A 20611-nucleotide genomic window follows, 5' to 3' on the forward strand; every position below is an offset into this window, starting at 1 on the left:
TGTCCTAACAGCAAAAAAGCTTACTAAGCTCGGAGCTTGTCCGATTTAGTAAGCTTTTATTTTTGATATTATTTTTCAGTAAGTACTCGACCGATTGCTTGGCGCTCGAATTTTAAACGAGTTTTACCATCAACAAGAATGTAAACTGCAGCATCCTCAATAGCATCAACTTCACCATGTAGTCCACCAATTGTTACCACTTGGTCTCCACGTTTAATGCTGTTTTGCATTTGAGCAGTTTGTTTTTGTTTCTTTTGTGCTGGACGGATTAAAATGAACCACATCGCAACGAACATAATAAGAATTGGAAGTAAACCAACGATTGTATCCATAGTTATATGTCCTCCTTTCTAAATCTCACTTCTTAAGTATAGTATATTTCGAATAGAAAAAGCGATTTGAAACTATTATTTTTATGAAAATAATCACACTTTTTCATATTCTTCAAATTTCCGCCATATTAATAAGCTTATTTTTAGAAATTTTTAGCATTTGGCTTGTTAAATCCGTATTTTTCGAAGAATTCTTCACGGAAATCACCAAGACGATCCTCACGAATTGCTTGTCGAACTTGTTCCATTAATTTTAATAAGAAATGAAGATTATGATATGTTGTTAAACGAATACCAAAAGTTTCTTCTGTTCGAATTAAGTGACGCACATATGCACGAGTATAGTTTTTACATGTGTAGCAGTCACAGTTTGGATCAATTGGGCTGAAGTCGCGCGCATATTTTGCATTTTTCACGACTAAACGGCCTTCTGATGTCATTAGTGTACCATTTCGAGCAATACGAGTTGGTAATACACAGTCAAACATATCAATTCCGCGAATCGACCCATCGATTAATGAATCCGGTGAACCAACTCCCATTAAGTAACGTGGTTTGTTCTCTGGTAATAATGGTGTTGTAAATTCTAACACACGATTCATAATGTCCTTTGGCTCACCAACAGAAAGGCCACCAACTGCGTAACCTGGCAAGTCAAGCTCCACTAAGGCTTCTGCTGAACGTTTACGTAAATCCTCAAACTCTCCACCTTGTACAATTCCAAATAGACCTTGGTCTTCTGGACGTGCATGAGCTTCTTTACAGCGTTTTGCCCAACGTGTTGTACGGTCAACGGAATCTAACATATATTCATAAGTTGCAGGGAATGGTGGACATTCATCAAATGCCATCATAATGTCAGACCCTAGATCATTTTGAATTTCCATTGCTTTTTCCGGACTTAAGAAAAGCTTGTCCCCGTTTAAATGATTACGGAAATGAACACCCTCTTCCTCGATTTTACGGAAGTCGCTTAATGAAAATACTTGAAAACCGCCTGAATCTGTTAAAATTGGACGATCCCAGTTCATGAATTTATGAAGACCACCAGCTTCTTTTACAATATCATTACCTGGACGCAGCCATAAGTGATATGTGTTAGATAGAATAATTCCTGCTTCCATCTCTTTTAAATCTTCTGGTGACATTGTTTTTACCGTTGCTTGTGTTCCTACTGGCATAAATGCCGGTGTTTCAAAGGAACCATGGGGAGTATGTACAATCCCAAGTCGAGCTCCTGTTTGTTTACATGTTTTAATCAATTCATAAGTTACTGCTGGTTTAGTCATTAAAAATTTCTCCTTCTTGTGGTGTAAAAACAGTACACCAATTAGTCTTTAGGTTTCCCCGATTAGTTAATCAAGTTTTCGAAAATAAATTACGAGCGAGCAGGTCGAATAAACATTGCGTCACCAAAGCTAAAGAATCGATATTTTTCTTCCACTGCTCTATTATACGCATTTAAAATAATATCTCTAGAAGTTAACGCACTTACTAGCATTACTAAAGTAGATTTAGGTAGATGGAAGTTCGTAATTAGCCCATCAATAGCTTTATATTCAAAGCCTGGATAGATAAAGATATTTGTCCACCCTTGCTCAGCACGAATCTCGCCCTCGTATTTTTGTGCAATAGTCTCTAAAGTTCGTGTAGAAGTAGTACCAACTGCAACAACCTTACCACCATTTGCTTTAGTTCGATTAATCGTTTTTGCTGCTTCTTCTGTTACACTATAAAACTCAGAATGCATATCATGGCTTTCAATGGATTCTACACTTACAGGACGGAATGTACCAAGTCCTACATGTAAGGTAATAAAGACAATTTCGACGCCTTTTTCTTTAATCTGCTCCAAAATTTCATTGGTAAAATGTAACCCGGCTGTTGGAGCAGCTGCAGAACCAATTTCTTTAGAGTAAACGGTTTGATAGCGTTCGCGATTTTCCAATTTCTCATGGATATATGGAGGAAGTGGCATTTCACCTAGCTGATCTAAAATCTCATAAAAGATACCGTCATAACTAAATTTAAATAGACGACCACCATGATCTAGCTCTCCTGTACAGATTGCTTTTAGTAGCCCGTCACCAAATGTAACTTCTGTCCCAACTTTGACACGCTTGGCTGGTTTAACTAGAGTTTCCCATTCATCATCATTTCCTTGCTTCAGCAAAAGAACCTCGATATGTGCACCTGTTTCTTCCTTGACACCAAAAAGTCTGGCAGGCATAACTCTTGTATCATTTAAAACAAGACAATCCCCTTTTTGTAATTCATCTACAATTTGTGGGAAGTGACTATGTTCAACCTCACCTGTTTTACGATCTACAATCATTAACCGACTTGCTGTTCGGTCTTCTAATGGCGTTTGAGCAATTAGCTCTTCAGGTAAATGGAAATCAAAATCTTCTACTTTCATTTTTACAACTTCTTTCATTATGATTGTTCTGGATAAGTATAACCAAAATGGTCATAGGCTAATTTCGTTGCTTCTCGACCTCTTGGTGTTCTTTGAATAAACCCAATTTGCATTAAATATGGTTCATATACGTCCTCAATTGTCTGGCTTTCCTCACCGATAGAAGCAGCAATTGTATCAAGGCCAACTGGACCGCCTCGGAAGCGCTCAATCATGCTAACCATCAGCTTATGATCGATATGATCAAGTCCTTGAGGATCAACTTGCAGTAATTCGAGTGCTTGGTTGGCTAATGGATGTGAGATAGATCCATCCCCTAACACCTGAGCATAATCACGAACCCGTTTTAATAAGCGATTGGCAATACGTGGAGTCCCTCTGGAACGACGCGCTATTTCTCGTGCAGCCAGTCGATCGATTTCCACATTAAATAATTGACTACTACGTAAAACAATTTCTACTAGTGCCTCTTCATCATAAAAATCAAGTCTCAATAAAACACCAAATCGGTCTCTTAATGGGGCTGATAAGGCACCAGCTCTTGTTGTAGCACCAACTAAAGTAAATGGCGGTAAATCCAAACGTATCGACCTTGCCTCTGGTCCCTTCCCTACTACAATATCTAAGCAAAAGTCCTCCATAGCAGGATAGAGAACCTCTTCTATCGCTCTTGGGAGTCTGTGTATTTCATCTATAAATAAAACATCTCCCGGTTGCAGCGAGCTAACAATGGCTGCTAAATCTCCAGGTCGTTCAATCGCAGGTCCACTTGTTAAACGAATATTTACATCCATTTCATTTGAAATGACTGTTGCTAACGTGGTTTTCCCTAATCCAGGAGGTCCATATAATAATACATGATCTAAACTCTCTTGACGGAGCTTTGCAGCTTCTATGAAAATACTTAAACTTTCTTTTACCTTATGCTGCCCAATATATTGAGAAAGCTTTTGTGGTCTAAGTGATAGCTCATATTGCTCATCAAAATCATTTGATTCACTTGAAATAATTCGTTCGGACATGATTCCTCCTCCTTACTTCATTTTTAGCAACAGCTGCAATGCTTGTTTCATATAGCTTTCAGTTGTCGTAAGCTCGCCATTATCCTCTAAGCTAGGTCTAATTTTCGTTAGCTCCTTATCAGAGTACCCAAGTGCAAGTAATGCTAAGATAGCTTCCTCTAGTTCTTGCTTGTTCGGATTCACGCCAAATAACGGTAATTCATCCTCTGAACTCGGCAATTCTACCTGCTCGAGTAATGAACCAAGCTTTCCTTTTAAATCGAGAATCATCTGTCTTGCAGTCTTTTTTCCTACGCCAGGAAATTTAACTAAAAATGCTTCATCTTCCATTTCAATAGCTGAAATTACTTGTGAAGGATTTCCACTAGCTAAAATAGCTAACGCTCCCTTTGGACCTATTCCTGAAACTTGAATAAGTTTGCGGAATAGCTCTCTTTCATCAAGAGATCTAAAGCCAAATAGCATCTGGGCATCTTCCCGTACATGCATATGTATAAAAATTTGTTGAAGCTCTTCTTTTATACGAAAGGCAAAAGGATTTGGTGTGAATATCTGCCAGCCTAAGCCTTGCTGCTCTAAAACTACATACTCTGGTGTAATACGTTTTATTTGTCCAATTATATAATCATACATCTTCGTTCCCCCACATTCACTGCTATAAATTATAGCATATTGTTCGGTCATACCCCGAACAAATTCAACTGCCTACTCTTTAAAACTAGTTTAAAAATTCGATAGAAGAACACAACTCGACCCTATTAGATCGAGTTGATGTTTTTTCTTCTTGCAATGGTTTTTCGCCAAAAGAAAGACCGTCCTTTTAGACGGCCGAGTTGACTTTATAGTTTATAAATGATTCTTTCATTTTATCATAAAATCCGTTATTAGTGACGGTTCGAATATAATTTTTCAGTTTGTATCATTAATTCAGGCCAATGCCTTAAAGCTTTTTCTGTAAATGGCATTAGATAGTCTAAGAAGGCTTCTCTTTCATATTTGCCTAATTGCAGTACATAAAGCCATTCTCTTAGCAGCTCATTGGGATACTGCAAGTAATTGATTTTCGGCAAGCAAAGATGATATAAAAATGGATTTTCATTTAATAATTTTTCTAGGTCATAATTAATTGTAGGTAATACGCGATGCATCCAAAGAAGCATTTCTTCCGCCGAATCACCTACAACCGCCAAATCAAAATCGATTAATTTCATCTTTTTGTCTTTGCAAATTAAAAAATTGTGATGCACAACATCGCCATGCAACAATGTTAGCTTCCCATTTATTTTATGCTTTTGCTTACGCATTTGTTTTAGTACCCTACTTGCATACAACGTTATATCATAATAAGCATGCTGCAGTATCGGCAGCAGCTCTTTTTCATTGATTAAAAAACGTTCCAATCGAGCATTCCATTTTTGATATAGCTGTTGTCTCGGTAAAATGACCTGGTTGGTCCAATCAATTTTATCTCCTGTGTCATGTAATGCTTTTAGGATTTTGAAGCTTTGTTTTCGATGCGATTCGTTTGAAAAATCTGCACTAAAGCTTCCATGCTGCCAATATTGCACAACTAAATCTTCATCCTTACTTTTAACTAATGGAATAACATATGGAAACTTTATATCCTCAAGTTGACTGTGAATTGTTTTGACCTTTTCTGCAACATTGATATGATCGTATTTTTTTATAAACAACGTCCCTTGAGATGTCTCTTTCTTCCATATATTGCTCTTGATTTGCATTTTAATAATTCCAAGGTTTGTTTTGTGTTAAATAAGGGTTATAAGGATATCCTTGGCAGTTAGGCTGCATCATTTGTTGTGGCAAACCTTGTTGCATATTATATGATCCATAAGGGTTTTGAGGATAAGGATAAGCGCTGTTTCCATAGTTGTATCCATCTTGATAGTAGTTAGCTACTTGCCCATGGTCAGCCATTTGGTCGTATGGGTTATACTCATCAAAAGCTTGTGGTCCTACCTCTGGTTCACAATCCTGTTCAACCATATTTGCTTTCATCTCTGAAGAATCTAGTAACCACTCTGGTAATCCATCATGATGTTCCTCATAGGGACCTTCCATCGCAGGAGCTACATCTGTCATTGGCGCCATATCATAATTTGGCTCGAAATACGGCATTCCATAAGGCATCATTTCTTGTGCAGGATATCCTCCTCCACAGCCACAGTCATGTTGCTGCTGAGGCATTTGCTGGAAGTCAAATGCTGCTTGCTGAAAATGTGGTTGTTCTTGACATCCACATGGGTGTGGTTGATGGAATTGCTGTTCTTGACATCCACATGGGTGTGGTTGATGGAATTGCTGTTCTTGGCAACCGCATGGGTGTGGTTGATGAAATTGCTGTTCTTGGCAACCGCATGGGTTATGGTAATATACTGGCTCATGACCTACACATGGTTGTGGTGGTTGACAGTATACGTAAATAATCTGCGGCTGTACTGGTATTTGAACATACTCTACTTCTTTTTCTACTGTTGTTTCGACATTTGTTTCAACTTGTGTTTGCGGTACTTGAATATAAATCGGCTGCGGCTGTGGCGTCGGTTGTGGTGCTGGTACTGGCGCCGGTAAAGGTTGTGGCTGCTGGAAATGCATTTGTGGCGCAAAATCAAATTGAAATTGCGGCGTCAGTTCTACTTGCGGCGCCGGTTGAGGCATAGGCATTGGTACTGGCTCAGGAATTGGTGCAGTTTCCTTAGCCTTTGGCGCTTCTTTAACAGGTTGAGCTTTTTCGACAGGTTTTGTTTGCTGTACTTTTGGTGCAGTAGCCATTTCTTTCGACATCGGTGCAGTTTGCTGAGCTTTTGTCATTGTAGACTTCAGTGCTGCTGTACCACCTTCAGGTAAAATAATCTCCATACCGGGAACAATATAATCAGGGTTAGCCAAATGCGCATTTAAACGTTTAAGTTCATCAAGCCCAATCCCATACTGTTTAGCAATACGCCAAAGAGTCTCACCTTTTTGAACAATATGAATTCGCACAAACATCCTCCTTTTCTCGTTTTATAATATGTGATTCATATGAAAAGGACACAAAAAATTAAAACGCTTTGTGTAGTTCCTCGTGATAAACTATGAATGATAGAGTGATGTATATACATGAAATTCCATATGAAAGAGGTATTATAATGAAAAAAATGTTAGGCGAGGATCGTCGACATGAGCTACTCCATATTTTAAAAACTAAAAATGAGCCAATCACTGGAACAGACTTGGCAAAACACGCGAATGTCTCTAGACAAGTCATAGTTAACGATATGAATTTACTAAAAGCACGAAACGAACCAATTGTTGCAACAAGTCAAGGTTATGTGTATTTAAAGCGTGAAGATAAATCTGAGGTTTTCGAGCGGAAAATCGTTTGTCTACATACAGCAGAGCAAGCTGAAGATGAAATGTTAACAATTGTAGACTGTGGTGTCACTCTAAAAAACGTGATCATAGATCATCCCGTATACGGTGAAATTACCGCATCCATGATGTTATCAAATCGACACGATGTAAAAAGCTTTCTTCAACGGGTAAATGATACAAAAGCAAATTATTTATCGGTCTTAACTGACGGTACTCATTTGCATGAGATTTCTGCTTCATCTATAGAACTTTTAGATCGCACAGAGCAAATGCTAAGAGAAAAAGGCTACTTAGTTGAAGAATGAAGGCCCAGGCTTTAACTAAACAAAAAGAGTGGGCTTGAAAATTTGAGAAGCCCACTCTTTTAATGTAAAAACCTTTCTAGCTCTTCTTTGGTTGGAATCCGACATTCGGTTTGCTTCATTAGCTTATGGCGATTTTTTGCCACAACATCATAGACAGTATTTCTTAAAAATTTTGGAATGATTAGAAATGGGTACAACAATTTCCACATACCATCTAACCTTCTACAAATTTTTAAAGCTGCTGTAGATTTTACATAGCTACTATTTCCTTCAATGAATATTAGACTGTCAGTTGTTTTCGGTATTTGAAATTCTTCTAACAGCTTTTGCCCAATTTCACTTTGAAGAGAAGCAAATTTAAAATATTTTTTTTGATCTCGTTTTATAATAAATTGAACACTAGTATTACAAAAGTGGCATTCCCCATCAAAAAGTATGATATTCATATCTACCCCTCTTTTACTCTCGTGTTAAAAATGTATAATATGTACCAAGAGATTTCACATTACAGCCAAGTGCAGCTAGCTCTTCCATTGCTCCTTTCATCATCGCTCCATTTTCATCTGCATGTACATCCATGATGAAAAAATACTCCCCTAAACCAGTTTTTAAAGGTCGGGATTCAATTTTACTCAAGTCCAGTTTACGCCAAGCAAATACAGAAAGTACTTGATGCAATGCCCCTGAAACGTTTACTGGCAATGTAATCATCAACGTCGTTTTCGCTTTTCCCTCTGAGTGATCGACTGGAAGACGGGTATTACTTTTTGATAGAACTAGGAATCGCGTATGGTTAAACTGAAAATCATGAATATTTTTTTGTACAATCTCTAAATCATATTTCTCTGCGGAAGAGACATTACCGATTGCAGCAATACAACGGTCTGGATTTTCTGATACCAGCTTTGCGGCTGCAGATGTTGAAGAATAACGCTGCAAAGGAACTGAGCTAAAACGATAATACAAGTATTTATGACATTGCGCGAGAGCGTGAGGATGAGAATAAATTTCTTCAATGCTTTGCCAATTGTCTTTTTGATTTTTGTGTACCATTAAATGCTGTTGAATTTTCGATAAGCAATCGCCAACAATATATAAATCGGCTTCATGATATAAATAATCTATCGTCAAGGTTACCGTACCTTCTATTGTGTTTTCCAGCGGTACTACTGCTAGGTCTACTTTTTCCTCAGATACCGCCTCGATGCACTCAGGTATCGTTGAAAAAGCCTCAAGCTCCTCATTAGGAAATAAACTCTTTGTCGCCAAGTATGTAAAAGAAGCTTCAGGCCCTAAATACGCAATCCTTTGATGTCTCTCTCCATTCCTCAATCTTTTCTCCCCCAAATTCTAACAAGTGTCATTTTTCAATCTTTTCTATATTGAAAAAGAGAGAGCAATATTAAGTCTTTGCTCTCTTCTTTATTGTACTACTTTTAAGTTAAAGTGCACCAGAACTGATTACTTCTGCTGATTCAACAAATTCTAATTTTTTTAGTTGTTGAATGAGTTCATCAAGTTCGTATACCATGCTCGTTACGTCTAAGGATAGCGTTACATTCGCTCTGCCCTGAATAGGGATAGTTTGATGTATCGTTAAAATATTGCACTGTGCTACCGTAATAATCTCTAACAGACTTGCGAGTGTTCCTTTTTCATCTTGCAATTGTATAAAAATCGTTAGGATTCGTTCGCGTACAATGGAGTGAAAAGGAAAAACGGCATCTCGATATTTATAAAATGCGCTTCGCGATAAATCCACTTCTTTTACCGCATCCCAGATTGAAGAAACTGCTCCACTTTGTAATAGATGCTTCGCTTCTAAAGTTTTTTGCATAGCATCTGTTAGCACATCTTCCCGAACTAAATAATACCGTTGATTGGCAACGTTTTTCATGCTCTCCCCCCAAAATCTTCTACGATCCAAAATCTATAAGGTTATTCTATAAATTCAAATTCGAATTCCATTAGGCGGACGATATCTCCATCTTTTGCTCCACGCTCACGTAAAGCATCGTCTACACCCATACCACGTAATTGTCTTGCAAATCGACGAATACCATCTTCACGACTGAAATCAGTCATTTTGAATAGACGTTCGATTGAGTAGCCTGACAGTACATAAGCCCCGTCATCATCACGAGTAATTTCGAAGTCGTCACCTTTTTTCTCATATTTATAAAGTACAGTTGCATCACTATCCTCCGCAACCACATCATTTAATTCGAAGTGAGGTGTAACTTCAAGTAAGTCTGCGATTTCAAATAATACAGGTTTTAAGCCTTGTCGTGATACAGCAGAAACTGGGTAAACCTTAACAGAATCTCCAATTTTTTCTTTAAATCCTTTTAGGTTTTCTTCAGCATCTGGCATGTCCATTTTGTTTGCTACAACAATTTGTGGTCGTTCTGTTAAACGTAGGTTGTATTGTTTTAGTTCTTCGTTGATTGTTAAAAAGTCATCATATGGTTCACGGCCTTCCATACCAGACATATCGATAACATGAACAATTACTCTTGTTCTTTCGATATGACGAAGGAATTGCATCCCTAATCCAACACCCTGATGTGCTCCTTCAATCAATCCAGGTAAATCTGCCATTGCAAAGCTTCGTCCATCTTCAGTTTCAACCATCCCAAGATTAGGAACAATTGTTGTAAAGTGATAAGCACCAATTTTTGGTTTAGCAGCAGACACTACAGATAGTAATGTTGATTTACCTACACTTGGGTACCCAACTAACCCTACATCAGCTAGTACTTTTAATTCTAATATAACATTTAAGTCTTGTCCTGGCTCACCTTTTTCAGCAAGTTCAGGAGCTGGGTTTGAAGGTGTTGCAAAGCGGCTATTCCCACGTCCGCCACGCCCGCCACGTGCGATAATGGCAGTTTGTCCATGCTCAACTAGATCAGCAATAACAGCTCCAGTTTCTTCATTCATAACTACTGTACCTGGTGGAACTTTTACCACTAGGTCACCAGAGTTTCTTCCGTGCATCCCCTTGCTCATTCCATGCTCACCACGGTCAGCTTTAAAATGACGTTGATAACGGAAATCCATTAGAGTTCTTAGTCCTTCCTCTACTAGGAAAACGACATTTCCTCCATTTCCTCCATCGCCACCTGCTGGTCCACCATTTGGTACATATTTTTCACGACGAAAGGCAACCATACCGTCCCCGCCGTCTCCACCTTTGACAAAAATCTTGACGTGATCGACAAACATTACATTCACTCCTGTTCTATGCTCAAAGCATATTTCCACTCATTAGTAGTTTGCTCATATGTTTGAACCTTTAAATTGTTATTCTCTTCATGATCGAAAATTTGAGCTTCCCACTTCCCTTTCAGGTCAAAAAGCAAAGTGAATTCGTTCTCATTTGATTCGATTGAGATCTCTAGCTGTTGTTCTGAAAAAGGATCTAGAGTATCGTATACATGAATAACTGTCTTTTCTAAGTATTCTACAATTTGCTCATCATTTTTCATATCAATTGGAAAAGATATATTACTATTTATGGTAGTTTCAAATGCTTGAAATCTCCATTGTATAGTTTGTAGCCATTCCCCAGTTTTAGGTAATTTTAGTTTATTGATATTTGAAAGAGTCTTACTTTGCTCTGAAAATTTTTCAATCAGCGATTTTGCTTCTTCAATTCTACCCAGATCTAAATTCATTTTTAATAATTGAATTTGATTCATATAATCATGATTAGCAAATCTTAAAACATCATTAACCGAAAGTGTTGAAGTTTTCATAGTTAACCTCCAAACTTAAATAGAAAAATTCTACCAATATGTTTATTAGTATAACAAGTTTTTCTATTTTTCGCTTTTGTTTGCTCTAAAGCGTGTAGTAATACTATAAGAAAATTTCAGATATCCATAGATATGTACCAGTAAATTGTATAAATCAAAAGGAATTATATTAGCATAACTCCTCCAATAAATGAAAAAGGACTGCTGGCTAGCAGTCCTTTTTGATAATATATACTATTAAGCTTCTTGAGCTGCAGGGTATACACTAACTTTTTTCTTGTCGCGACCTAAACGTTCGAATTTAACAACACCGTCAACTTTAGCATAAAGTGTGTCATCTCCACCGCGGCCTACGTTTGTACCTGGGTAAATTTTTGTACCGCGTTGACGGTAAAGAATTGAACCACCAGTTACGAATTGACCATCAGCACGTTTAGCACCAAGGCGTTTTGACTCAGAGTCACGTCCGTTCTTTGTAGAACCTACCCCTTTTTTCGAAGCGAAAAATTGAAGGTCTAAAGAAAGTAACAATTTCATATCGTTCCACCTCCTACTAGGCTACTTGGTTGTAGTTAATTTTGATATATTGTCCATAAGTTTGAACCATCGAGTAAACTTGAGCTGTCATAACTTGGACAATAAGTTGTAATTTTGCATCGACTTCTGCGTCAATATCAGTAGGAAGATCTACACGAAGATAGCCTCCACCTTCTGTTGCCTGGTCGATTTTCGGCTCGATTTGTAATAATGCATAAATGGCATTTACAGTACCAATGGCAATTGTAGATGCACCTGCACATACTAAATCCTTACCTGTTTGATCGTACTCGGCATGACCTGAAAATTCGAATGCAGAAACATGTCTATTTTCATCGTGATGAATTGTAACAGTTATCATTTCATTCACCTCGACTCTTAAGCGTTGATAGTTTCAACTACTAATTTAGTGTAAGGTTGACGATGACCTTGTTTACGACGGTAGTTTTTCTTCGCTTTTAGTTTGAATACAGTAATTTTTTTCGCGCGTCCTTCTTTTACAACTTTCGCTGTAACAGTAGCACCTGCAACAGTTGGAGCTCCAACTTTTACTGTTTCTCCACCTACGAATAAAACTTTATCAAAAGTAACTACTTCGTCAGCTTCAACACCTAGTTTTTCAACATAGATCTCTTGTCCAGCTTCTACTTTGATTTGTTTTCCACCAGTTTCGATAATTGCGTACATTAAAATGCACCTCCTCTTAGACTCAGACTCGCCTGTAACGAAAGGTGTTCGAAAATCGACACTTTAAAACCTTCCCAGAGCGGTTGTAGCACGGGTGCTACAAACAATAACATTACAATACTATCATAGGATAGAGTTTCAAGTCAACCGTTTAATAACATGTTTCTCAAATGCAAAACGGTATTTTCTAAATCGCCAAGCATTCACGATTTGTATAAATAAAAAGATACTCAGTACGAGTAAAAATAAAGTTTTTGGTAATAAAATAAACGTAATAATAACAGTAAACGTAATTAATATGAGTGAAATCGTTAAATATAATTCGACCATTCGAATGCGTGGGCAAAAAATATGAATAAGTGCCATAATAATACGACCACCATCCAACGGCCAAATGGGAATGAGATTAATTCCAAGTAAAACAATTTGAATTTTCAATACCAAATCGGCTAACAAAGGATCGAGAAACGGTGTTACCGCAATACAACAAAGTGTGGCAATCGGTCCACCAAGTGCAATAATCAGTTGCTTTTTAGGAGCAATTGTATTACCACCCTTTAGTTCAATTTCTCCTCCGTATGGCATTATAACACATCGCTCTACCTTAACCTTACAAAAGAAGGCAGCAAGGATATGTCCAACTTCATGAATAATTAAAGATGATAATATTAGAGCATAAAAAGAAACATTCCCATATAACACAATGGTAAACAGAATCGGCAAAAATAATGGATGAATGGTCATACGCATCATGATTGCGTATGCTCTTTCATCCATTCTAAAGTTTCCTCTAGGTTTAATACCTTGCCGCCTTCTTCTATTTTTATATATAAATCCCCAGGTTCCTTATTTGCAAGGGTCCCCCCTCGTTCTATTGATGTATAGGGCAATAATGAAAACGAATCCACATTTCCATATGTGACAGTAGTATCATTCTCATAGTAAACGGATATTGTTTTGCCCGTGTGTTTTGTATGACCTGTATATACAACAAGACCATTTTCGATAGCAAGAATCGGAATTGCTTCTTCAAATGTTAACAAGTAACCATGGTCATACGCTTTTACAGAAACAAAGGACAACAGCTCTTTGTTTACCGTTTCTGATGAGACCGTGATTTTCTCAGCTGCATCCTGACCAAATACTTCTCGTAACACATTTCGCATAATCGTTAGATCTTCAGAGCTATAGACAATTTTTTTCACATCTACTGCTAATTCTCCTCTCTCCTGGAGTTGCGTACCTAATATGACGACCCCGCAGAGAACAATAGCCGCTATCCATTTCCATTTCTTGTTCACTACCTCATCCATTCTCTTTTTCATAGTATATGAAAAATATAAAAATACGATTCTAGTGGAAATGAAAAGATACTGTCCGATTAAGTCGAAACAGTCAATAAAATTATTTCCAAGCCACGTATTTAAAAGAACACCTAAATATAAAAACAAAAAACTGCAGACATACTCGAAATTTTTCGAGTCCATCTACAGTTTGCAATACACTTAGCTCTATTTTGAGAAGATAGAAATAAATTTTTTAAACATGCCCTTAGAATTATCTTCGATAGACATTAAAGGAACCGATTCCCCTAGTATTCTTCTTGCGATATTTCGATATCCCAAAGAAGCCTTACTATTTGGATCCATGACGATAGGTTCACCTTTGTTAGATGAACTGATAACATCCTCACTATCAATCACAATCCCTAATAAATCAACAGATAAATGCGTTGTAATTTCATTAATATCCAATGCATCTCCGGTTTTCATTAAATCTTTACGAATACGGTTAATAATCAATTTTGGTGGTTCAATATTTTCCTGTTCAAGTAGTCCGATGATACGGTCTGCATCTCGAACAGCAGAAATTTCAGGAGTTGTTACGACAATAGCACGATCAGCACCTGCTACTGCATTTTTATAACCTTGTTCAATACCCGCAGGACAGTCAATTAAAACATAATCATATTCACGCTTTAACTCGTCTACTAAACTCTTCATTTGCTCTGGATTTACGGCATTTTTGTCCGTTGTCTGAGCAGCAGGCAATAAAAATAGTTTCTCATCAACTCGTTTGTCCTTAACTAACGCTTGATGAATCTTACAGCGACCTTCTACGACATCGACTAAGTCATAGATAATTCGATTATCTAAACCTAACACTAAGTCTAAGTTACGTAAACCAATATCTGTATCTACTAAACATACTTTTTTCCCTTGAAGAGCCAATGCAGTTCCCAGATTGGCAGTTGTTGTTGTTTTACCTACTCCGCCTTTACCTGAAGTTATTACGATTGCTACACCCACATTAGCTTCCTCCTTTAATCGTACTTAATAATGGACGTATTTTTCTTACTTCTTGTACTCGTTCATATGAAATTATGCCATCTCTATTAATATATGCAAAGATTTGGTCAGCATTTTCTTTAACAAAGGGTTTTTCGTTGGACATAACTTCGATCTGATCATCAATTAAAACGTGAGTAGGTTCAAAATGTGATGCAACGACTATCGCCTCTTTGTTTCCATTTACACCTGCATGGGCAATTCCTTTTAAATTCCCTAGAACATAAATACTTCCACCAGCTTCAATTTTACCATTTGGATTTACATCACCAATAACAACAATATTTCCATCAGTTTTTACTATTTGACCAGAGCGAATAATCCCTATATAGGTTTCACTCTGATCCGTAAGTACTTTCTCATTACTTTCTTCAATTGTTATAACATCACTGTGCACTTTTGAAACGTGCATATTACCAGGGCCTTCTACAATTGCGATGAGTTCTTTTTGCTGCGCACTCAGTAGGTAGCGATTTCCAAGATGTAGTTGTACATCAACTTTTCCATCGATTCCACCTTCTAATACCTTACGTTCAAGTTCTTCCACTAGTTCTGCGTAGGCGCACTGATCATCAAGCCGAAGTACCAACCCCGCTTTAGTCCCCTTTATATGGACAAGCTGTTTATTCATAAAAAAGCGACACCTCACGCCAAGTCAATTTAAGAATTATCTCGGGCACGCTGTAACAAACGCGCATTGATTAAATATTTAAATGCCCAACCAAGCATTATTAAGAATAATAGGTTCGCGATTATAGTTGGAAGTAATCGGTTGCTTAAAAAATCGCTCACCGGTATTGTTGTAAACTGAATAAAAGAAAAGAAGTAATACAAAAAAGCTTCCATCAAAGCTACTAATACAACGGATAATATTGTTGTTACACTTAGATGCTGGTGGATAAATTTTACAGTTGACCCAGCAACAAAGCAAACAAGTGGATATAAAAAGGAATATAATCCAATAATATCAATGTAAAACACATCATACAAGAGCCCAAAAATTAATCCGTATAAACAGGCTCTTTTTTTGCTGTAGTAGATGGAAATAAAAATAAGATAGAGAATAACAAAGCGCGGTACTAATATCAGTGTTTGGTCTCCCCAACTGATTGGTGAAAACAATGCAAACTCTGGCTCTAACAAAAATAAAACAACTGCTACAAAAGGTATCAAGAATCGTATCATTTATTCTTCACCTTCAATAGTATCAGTAGTTTCACTTTCAGTACCATTTGTTAAATCTGCATTCGTACCCGTACCATCAGAGCCGTTTACGGAAACGGACGTTCTTTTGGCAATGATTACATCCTCTAGCATAGAGAAGTTTGCAGCTGGTTTAACATAAGCCATTTTAGTCAGGCCATAATCATCTGTTGTTACTTCTGTTACTTCACCAATTAAGATTCCTTTTGGATATATCCCACCTAAACCAGACGTCACCACTTGCTCGCCCTCTTTTACCTTAAAGCTAGAATCGATTCTCTTTAGTATTAATTCATTACGTTCAGCGTCATATCCTTCTATTAAACCAAAAACATCCGAATTTTCTCCTTGAACCATCGCAGATACTCGATAATTCGGATTATTTGAGTATAACAACTCAACTTCTGAAGTAAATGGCGTCACTAAACTAATTTTACCGATTAAGCCGTTCGCAGTCATGACAGCCATATTTAGTTGAACACCATGAGATGAACCTCTGTTTAAAATAATTTTCTCTTCCCATTGGTCTGGGTTTCGAGCAATCACCGTTGCTTTTAGTGGGTCGAAGTCTTTTAAACTATCCTTTTTGTCTACCAGTTCTTTTAAAGATTCATTTTCAGATTGCAATGTATTAACTTCTGCTTGAAGTACAGCAAAATCTTCCAAACGCATTTTTAAACGTTTATTTTCTTCGTACGTATTTAGTAAAGAATTAATATCATTAAAAATACCTGTTATGTAATTAGCAGGCTTTGCAACAAGGAATTGAGCAAAGCCAACTGTGTCTTTAATAAACTGTTCGGGAACGCTTGCGTTTTGTCGATCTCGTAAAGAGAAGCTAATCAATGCCACAAGGAAAATTGTGCCAACTAGTAGCAGTATTAATTTCTTGTTCGTAAAATGTGGCATTGCGAATCCTCCTTACCCTTTCATCTGTTGGGAACGAACTAAATCGATATGGTCTAACGCTTTACCAGTACCAATCGCTACACAATCCAGTGGATTTTCTGCGATAAATACAGGCATATTTGTTTCGTCACTGATGACTTTGTCGAGGTTACGAAGAAGTGCCCCACCGCCAGTTAGAACGATTCCTCTTTCCATAACGTCCGCGGAAAGCTCTGGAGGCGTTTGTTCTAATGTTTTCTTCACGCCATCTATAATAGCTGATATTGCTTCTTTTAAAGAATCTGAAATTTCCTCTGCAGTAATTTCAATTGTTTTTGGTAATCCTGTTAGCAAATCACGTCCACGGATATCCATTTTTTCGTTACTGTCATCAACTCGAGCAGTACCGATTTCGATCTTAATCTTTTCGGCAGTTCTTTCACCGATTGTTAGGTTATAAGTTTTACGGATATAGCTGATAATGGAATGATCCATTGCATCGCCACCGATACGAACTGACTCGCTTGTCACAATACCACCCAATGAGATTACGGCTACCTCTGTTGTACCACCACCGATATCAACTACCATTGAACCAGTTGGATCCCATACAGGTAAATCTGCACCAATCGCAGCTGCGAATGGTTCTTCAATTGTAAAGGCTTCCTTTGCACCAGCTTGTCTAGAAGCATCGATTACTGCACGTTGTTCTACTGATGTAATACCATAAGGTACACAAATCATAACATTTGGCTTTTTCCAATTAGAGCCAGAATTTTTTAAAGCTTGTTTTAAATAGTACTGAATCATTGAAGTTGTAATATCAAAATCAGCAATTACGCCATCCTTCATCGGTCTAATGGCTACAATTGACCCAGGTGTACGTCCAATCATATTTTTCGCATCATTACCAACAGCAACAATGTCTCCTGTTTTCGTATTTTTCGCTACTACTGAAGGTTCACGTAATACAATCCCTTTTCCTTTAATGAAAACTAATGTATTCGCTGTGCCAAGATCAATCCCGACATCTTTATTTCCTAATCCAAACAAATTTAGTACTCCCTTTCTTTTTTAAGCAAACTATTAAAGCGCTTAAAATCATAAGAATTATTATAGCTGATAAGCTCGAAAATTTATAGTGTCACATGTACTGTTCTACCATATTTCTCTAATGATTTAATTTTACACGGATACGCGAATTTATATTTCGTAGTTATCCGCATAAGAAAACTCATCAATTTTCGCTATTCCGGCGATAAATCGTGATTTCTAATCGACATTTTTCATTTTATTTCGATTTTGCCCTTGAAACAAATAAAATAATTATGTAAGTTTTTACATTCATGTAACAAGTACTCCATAGAAATGACGAAAATCCACGAAATAGGTTCTCTGATATCAAAATGAAATATTAAAAGTATAAAATTACAAATTACGAGCTCTTCTTTAATTCTTTTGTAACAACAATGTCATTTGTTTGTTAAGCTATTTTATTTTAATTTACCCCCAAAAAAGTCGAATATCCATAAAAACGGACATTCGACTAAAACTCTTTATGAAAGTTACATATATCCTTTTTCCTTTAAGCTAATGAATTGATGATCACCGATAATTACGTGGTCAATCAATTCAATGCCAATAATATATCCTGCTTCTTGCAGCCGTTTCGTTACCTCAATATCTTCTGGACTCGGTGTTGCATTACCTGATGGATGATTATGGCTACAAATAATAGATGCTGCCGAACGTTTGACTGCTTCTCGGAAAATCTCGCGAGGATGAACAATACTGGAATTTAAGCTTCCTATGAAAATTGTTTGCTTGTGCATTACTTGATTTTTCACATTTAAAAATAAAACCACGAAATGCTCTTGTTGAAGAGAAGACATTTCAGGCATCAAATACGTTGCTGCATCCTGCGGAGAACGAATGGTAAACCGGTCATCGACTTGTTTTTGAGATAATCGTCTACCTAGCTCAACTGCAGCTAGCAGCTGGACTGCCTTCGCTTCACCAATTCCTTTGATCGACATGATTTCTTCAATTGTCGCGTGCTTTAACTCATGTAACTTTTCAAAATAAGTTAATACACGATTAGCAAGAGTTAACACAGACTCCTGCTTTGAACCTGTACGTAATAAAATAGCTATTAATTCCTGGTTAGATAAACTTTGGGCGCCTTGTCGAATTAACCTCTCCCTTGGCCGGTCCTCTACATGTACATCACGTATCATAAGCTCGGGAAATGGGGCAATCGTCATTCATTTATCACTTCCTACAGTTTTAGAATGTTTAGTGCTATGAGCTTTTCGAACAAGCTAGCTAATGGTAAACCTACTACATTGTTATAATCTCCAACAATATGATCCACAAAGAGTACGCCATCAGTTTGAATCCCGTAGCCCCCTGCTTTGTCAAAAGGATCACCAGTTTCTACATAGCTTTCAATTAGCTCTTTCGATAGTTTTTTAAAATAGACTTTTGTTTCTTCAACAATGACTTCCTCTGTGCCATCTGCTTGAATAATGACAACCGCCGTCATTACTTGATGAACATTCTCAGATAGTCTTGTTAAGTGAGCTATTGCTTCTTCTTCATTTTTGGGCTTATGTAGTAATGTGTCTTCAAAGACAACTACTGTATCTGCACCAATGATTGTTTTGCCCTTCCCCTTTTTTGCTACATCACGTGCCTTTAACAACGCAACTTCACGTACATATTCTTTCATTGTTTCAGCTTGTACAGACGTTTCCTCTACATTACTTGTGATGACTTCAAAGGGGACACCTAATTTTGAAAAGAGTTCCTTCCTTCTAGGTGATGCAGATGCTAAAACAAGCTGATGATTCGTATCAAAATTCATATCCATTCCTCCTACTTCTATGATAGCCGAGGAATGGAATTTTGAAAAATCCTTCATAATTTACAAAACTAGATTTTGACGTAATTTTAATGATTAAAACTCGATTTTCATACAATCATTTTTGTCAAAATAATGGGCAACTAGATGCAAACGAGCTATACCTAAATCCTGTGAAAAGCTTGATAACGCTGATGTTATTGTTTGCCAATCATCTGGAATATTGTCTGGTACAGCACCCTCTTGAAAATAAAATTTTGAGGGGTCATTGTTTTCTAAAACAGTCGGCAAGCCCTTTAACGTTTCTTCTGTGCAAGCAGCACCAGAAAATTTAAATGCCTTAGCAAAAGAAGTTGGCGTTTCCGATAAGATGAGCTCTTCTCTAATCGGCGTTACTGAAGACCAGACATAGTATTTCCCATCTACTTCTACCGTTGCACTTGTATTTAAAACTGGATGTTCAGAGATAAAATCCGATGCAGATTCTTCACTCTGAAAAACTCCATATTGGTTTGCATAAAATTCTACTGAAGAAGTATCTTCAATGGCCTCGTTAGATGATTGTACAGGGATTACTTCTTCTTCACCCTTCCCTGAACTTGCTTGCTGCTGCTCTTGGTTTGTTGATGAATTCATAGAACTGAGTAAAAGGATAAAAAATACAACACCAGCCAGCCCCGCAACGGAACCAATTACTGCTGCGTTTCTCAATTCTCGTCTTCCTATTACATTTGGAAATTTCATACGCATCACCTCATATATTAACGGTAACAAATCTAGATTAAAAAAAAGCGAGACAGATGTCGTCTCACTTAAAAAATATATCGCAAAAATCGTCATTAAACGCTCTTTCTAAACAATATCTATT

26 protein-coding genes and 1 other annotated feature are annotated in these 20611 nt (G+C 37.3%); of the genes, 1 reads left to right on the forward strand and 25 read right to left on the reverse strand.

Features of this window, described 5'->3' with window-relative positions:
- Positions 1-68: 68 nt before the first annotated feature.
- The 7 genes from yajC to BJ095_RS00365 all read right to left on the reverse strand — a co-directional run bounded on the left by yajC (position 69) and on the right by BJ095_RS00365 (position 6785).
- Positions 69-332: a preprotein translocase subunit YajC gene (yajC, locus tag BJ095_RS00335; RefSeq protein ID WP_107934595.1), complete on the reverse strand. Its 264-nt coding sequence runs from the start codon at positions 330-332 to the stop codon at positions 69-71.
- 143 nt (positions 333-475) lie between these two features.
- Entirely contained in the window at positions 476-1621 is a 1146-nt protein-coding gene (gene tgt / locus BJ095_RS00340) for a tRNA guanosine(34) transglycosylase Tgt (protein WP_107934596.1), read from the reverse strand.
- 89 nt (positions 1622-1710) lie between these two features.
- Positions 1711-2751 carry a tRNA preQ1(34) S-adenosylmethionine ribosyltransferase-isomerase QueA gene (gene queA, locus BJ095_RS00345; RefSeq protein ID WP_107934597.1) on the reverse strand — a complete coding sequence of 347 codons (1041 nt, stop codon included), beginning with the start codon at positions 2749-2751 and terminating at the stop codon, positions 1711-1713.
- Between the two features lie 17 nt (positions 2752-2768).
- Positions 2769-3773, reverse strand: a complete 1005-nt coding sequence (ruvB, locus tag BJ095_RS00350; protein WP_107934598.1) for a Holliday junction branch migration DNA helicase RuvB — start codon at positions 3771-3773, stop codon at positions 2769-2771.
- 12 nt (positions 3774-3785) lie between these two features.
- On the reverse strand, positions 3786-4406 hold the full coding sequence (ruvA, locus tag BJ095_RS00355; RefSeq protein WP_107934599.1) for a Holliday junction branch migration protein RuvA: 621 nt from the start codon (positions 4404-4406) through the stop codon (positions 3786-3788).
- 251 nt (positions 4407-4657) lie between these two features.
- Positions 4658-5515 carry a phosphotransferase gene (locus BJ095_RS00360; RefSeq protein WP_107934600.1) on the reverse strand — a complete coding sequence of 286 codons (858 nt, stop codon included), beginning with the start codon at positions 5513-5515 and terminating at the stop codon, positions 4658-4660.
- Position 5516: 1 nt separating this feature from the next.
- Positions 5517-6785, reverse strand: coding sequence for a LysM peptidoglycan-binding domain-containing protein (locus BJ095_RS00365; protein ID WP_408056955.1), 1269 nt, complete (start codon positions 6783-6785; stop codon positions 5517-5519).
- A 140-nt stretch (positions 6786-6925) separates the two neighbouring features.
- On the opposite strand from BJ095_RS00365, the gene BJ095_RS00370 reads away from it, so the two are divergent.
- On the forward strand, positions 6926-7456 hold the full coding sequence (locus BJ095_RS00370) for a transcription repressor NadR (protein WP_107934602.1): 531 nt from the start codon (positions 6926-6928) through the stop codon (positions 7454-7456).
- 59 nt (positions 7457-7515) lie between these two features.
- Here BJ095_RS00370 and BJ095_RS00375 read toward each other — a convergent pair whose 3' ends face one another.
- The 18 genes from BJ095_RS00375 to BJ095_RS00460 form a co-directional block, all read right to left on the reverse strand.
- Positions 7516-7902 (reverse strand): thiol-disulfide oxidoreductase DCC family protein, encoded by a 387-nt coding sequence (locus BJ095_RS00375; protein WP_107934603.1) that lies wholly within the window; start codon positions 7900-7902, stop codon positions 7516-7518.
- Between the two features lie 13 nt (positions 7903-7915).
- Complete coding sequence (gene pheA / locus BJ095_RS00380) at positions 7916-8788, reverse strand: prephenate dehydratase (RefSeq protein WP_107934604.1); 873 nt, start codon at positions 8786-8788, stop codon at positions 7916-7918.
- Positions 8789-8897: 109 nt separating this feature from the next.
- Positions 8898-9353 (reverse strand): ACT domain-containing protein, encoded by a 456-nt coding sequence (locus BJ095_RS00385; RefSeq protein WP_107934605.1) that lies wholly within the window; start codon positions 9351-9353, stop codon positions 8898-8900.
- 41 nt (positions 9354-9394) lie between these two features.
- A complete protein-coding gene (gene obgE, locus BJ095_RS00390) occupies positions 9395-10684 on the reverse strand; it encodes a GTPase ObgE (RefSeq protein ID WP_107934606.1) in 1290 nt (429 codons plus the stop codon).
- 5 nt (positions 10685-10689) lie between these two features.
- Entirely contained in the window at positions 10690-11217 is a 528-nt protein-coding gene (locus BJ095_RS00395; protein WP_107934607.1) for a Spo0B domain-containing protein, read from the reverse strand.
- 237 nt (positions 11218-11454) lie between these two features.
- Positions 11455-11754 carry a 50S ribosomal protein L27 gene (gene rpmA / locus BJ095_RS00400; RefSeq protein WP_107934608.1) on the reverse strand — a complete coding sequence of 100 codons (300 nt, stop codon included), beginning with the start codon at positions 11752-11754 and terminating at the stop codon, positions 11455-11457.
- Between the two features lie 16 nt (positions 11755-11770).
- On the reverse strand, positions 11771-12115 hold the full coding sequence (locus tag BJ095_RS00405) for a ribosomal-processing cysteine protease Prp (protein WP_107934609.1): 345 nt from the start codon (positions 12113-12115) through the stop codon (positions 11771-11773).
- A 17-nt stretch (positions 12116-12132) separates the two neighbouring features.
- Positions 12133-12441 (reverse strand): 50S ribosomal protein L21, encoded by a 309-nt coding sequence (gene rplU / locus BJ095_RS00410; RefSeq protein ID WP_107934610.1) that lies wholly within the window; start codon positions 12439-12441, stop codon positions 12133-12135.
- Positions 12442-12455: 14 nt separating this feature from the next.
- Positions 12456-12536 (reverse strand) — a sequence feature (ribosomal protein L21 leader region).
- 43 nt (positions 12537-12579) lie between these two features.
- Positions 12580-13218: a site-2 protease family protein gene (locus tag BJ095_RS19195; protein ID WP_235867530.1), complete on the reverse strand. Its 639-nt coding sequence runs from the start codon at positions 13216-13218 to the stop codon at positions 12580-12582.
- Positions 13191-13742: a M23 family peptidase gene (locus BJ095_RS00420; protein ID WP_193768053.1), complete on the reverse strand. Its 552-nt coding sequence runs from the start codon at positions 13740-13742 to the stop codon at positions 13191-13193. The genes BJ095_RS19195 and BJ095_RS00420 overlap by 28 nt, the downstream gene beginning before the upstream one ends.
- Positions 13743-13952: 210 nt before the next feature.
- Positions 13953-14750 carry a septum site-determining protein MinD gene (minD, locus tag BJ095_RS00425; protein WP_107934612.1) on the reverse strand — a complete coding sequence of 266 codons (798 nt, stop codon included), beginning with the start codon at positions 14748-14750 and terminating at the stop codon, positions 13953-13955.
- A gap of 1 nt (position 14751) precedes the next feature.
- Complete coding sequence (locus tag BJ095_RS00430) at positions 14752-15420, reverse strand: septum site-determining protein MinC (protein ID WP_107934613.1); 669 nt, start codon at positions 15418-15420, stop codon at positions 14752-14754.
- 29 nt (positions 15421-15449) lie between these two features.
- Positions 15450-15974, reverse strand: coding sequence for a rod shape-determining protein MreD (gene mreD / locus BJ095_RS00435; RefSeq protein ID WP_107934614.1), 525 nt, complete (start codon positions 15972-15974; stop codon positions 15450-15452).
- Positions 15975-16901, reverse strand: a complete 927-nt coding sequence (gene mreC / locus BJ095_RS00440) for a rod shape-determining protein MreC (RefSeq protein ID WP_107934615.1) — start codon at positions 16899-16901, stop codon at positions 15975-15977.
- A 12-nt stretch (positions 16902-16913) separates the two neighbouring features.
- The gene (locus BJ095_RS00445) at positions 16914-17933 is read right to left on the reverse strand and encodes a rod shape-determining protein (protein ID WP_107934616.1); all 1020 of its coding nucleotides are present in this window, start codon (positions 17931-17933) and stop codon (positions 16914-16916) included.
- Positions 17934-18445: 512 nt separating this feature from the next.
- On the reverse strand, positions 18446-19144 hold the full coding sequence (radC, locus tag BJ095_RS00450) for a RadC family protein (protein ID WP_107934617.1): 699 nt from the start codon (positions 19142-19144) through the stop codon (positions 18446-18448).
- A gap of 14 nt (positions 19145-19158) precedes the next feature.
- A complete protein-coding gene (locus tag BJ095_RS00455) occupies positions 19159-19746 on the reverse strand; it encodes a Maf family protein (protein ID WP_107934618.1) in 588 nt (195 codons plus the stop codon).
- 93 nt (positions 19747-19839) lie between these two features.
- Positions 19840-20487: a hypothetical protein gene (locus BJ095_RS00460; RefSeq protein WP_107934619.1), complete on the reverse strand. Its 648-nt coding sequence runs from the start codon at positions 20485-20487 to the stop codon at positions 19840-19842.
- Positions 20488-20611 lie beyond the last annotated feature (124 nt).

It is taken from the genome of Ureibacillus chungkukjangi, assembly GCF_003217295.1.
Lineage (GTDB): Bacteria > Bacillota > Bacilli > Bacillales_A > Planococcaceae > Ureibacillus > Ureibacillus chungkukjangi.

What these genes read in the sequence shown, in the direction of transcription:
- BJ095_RS00360 (WP_107934600.1), bottom strand. Translation starts at nt 5,515, where the DNA reads ATGCAAATCAAGAGCAATATATGGAAGAAAGAGACATCTCAAGGGACG.
- rpmA (WP_107934608.1), bottom strand. Translation starts at nt 11,754, where the DNA reads ATGAAATTGTTACTTTCTTTAGACCTTCAATTTTTCGCTTCGAAAAAA.
- rplU (WP_107934610.1), bottom strand. Translation starts at nt 12,441, where the DNA reads ATGTACGCAATTATCGAAACTGGTGGAAAACAAATCAAAGTAGAAGCT.
- ruvA (WP_107934599.1), bottom strand. Translation starts at nt 4,406, where the DNA reads ATGTATGATTATATAATTGGACAAATAAAACGTATTACACCAGAGTAT.
- BJ095_RS00370 (WP_107934602.1), top strand. Translation starts at nt 6,926, where the DNA reads ATGAAAAAAATGTTAGGCGAGGATCGTCGACATGAGCTACTCCATATT.
- BJ095_RS00395 (WP_107934607.1), bottom strand. Translation starts at nt 11,217, where the DNA reads ATGAAAACTTCAACACTTTCGGTTAATGATGTTTTAAGATTTGCTAAT.
- queA (WP_107934597.1), bottom strand. Translation starts at nt 2,751, where the DNA reads ATGAAAGTAGAAGATTTTGATTTCCATTTACCTGAAGAGCTAATTGCT.
- BJ095_RS19195 (WP_235867530.1), bottom strand. Translation starts at nt 13,218, where the DNA reads ATGGATGAAAGAGCATACGCAATCATGATGCGTATGACCATTCATCCA.
- tgt (WP_107934596.1), bottom strand. Translation starts at nt 1,621, where the DNA reads ATGACTAAACCAGCAGTAACTTATGAATTGATTAAAACATGTAAACAA.
- BJ095_RS00430 (WP_107934613.1), bottom strand. Translation starts at nt 15,420, where the DNA reads ATGAATAAACAGCTTGTCCATATAAAGGGGACTAAAGCGGGGTTGGTA.
- BJ095_RS00365 (WP_408056955.1), bottom strand. Translation starts at nt 6,785, where the DNA reads ATGTTTGTGCGAATTCATATTGTTCAAAAAGGTGAGACTCTTTGGCGT.
- BJ095_RS00375 (WP_107934603.1), bottom strand. Translation starts at nt 7,902, where the DNA reads ATGAATATCATACTTTTTGATGGGGAATGCCACTTTTGTAATACTAGT.
- BJ095_RS00385 (WP_107934605.1), bottom strand. Translation starts at nt 9,353, where the DNA reads ATGAAAAACGTTGCCAATCAACGGTATTATTTAGTTCGGGAAGATGTG.
- mreD (WP_107934614.1), bottom strand. Translation starts at nt 15,974, where the DNA reads ATGATACGATTCTTGATACCTTTTGTAGCAGTTGTTTTATTTTTGTTA.
- obgE (WP_107934606.1), bottom strand. Translation starts at nt 10,684, where the DNA reads ATGTTTGTCGATCACGTCAAGATTTTTGTCAAAGGTGGAGACGGCGGG.
- ruvB (WP_107934598.1), bottom strand. Translation starts at nt 3,773, where the DNA reads ATGTCCGAACGAATTATTTCAAGTGAATCAAATGATTTTGATGAGCAA.
- yajC (WP_107934595.1), bottom strand. Translation starts at nt 332, where the DNA reads ATGGATACAATCGTTGGTTTACTTCCAATTCTTATTATGTTCGTTGCG.
- BJ095_RS00405 (WP_107934609.1), bottom strand. Translation starts at nt 12,115, where the DNA reads ATGATAACTGTTACAATTCATCACGATGAAAATAGACATGTTTCTGCA.
- mreC (WP_107934615.1), bottom strand. Translation starts at nt 16,901, where the DNA reads ATGCCACATTTTACGAACAAGAAATTAATACTGCTACTAGTTGGCACA.
- BJ095_RS00455 (WP_107934618.1), bottom strand. Translation starts at nt 19,746, where the DNA reads ATGAATTTTGATACGAATCATCAGCTTGTTTTAGCATCTGCATCACCT.
- BJ095_RS00460 (WP_107934619.1), bottom strand. Translation starts at nt 20,487, where the DNA reads ATGAAATTTCCAAATGTAATAGGAAGACGAGAATTGAGAAACGCAGCA.
- radC (WP_107934617.1), bottom strand. Translation starts at nt 19,144, where the DNA reads ATGACGATTGCCCCATTTCCCGAGCTTATGATACGTGATGTACATGTA.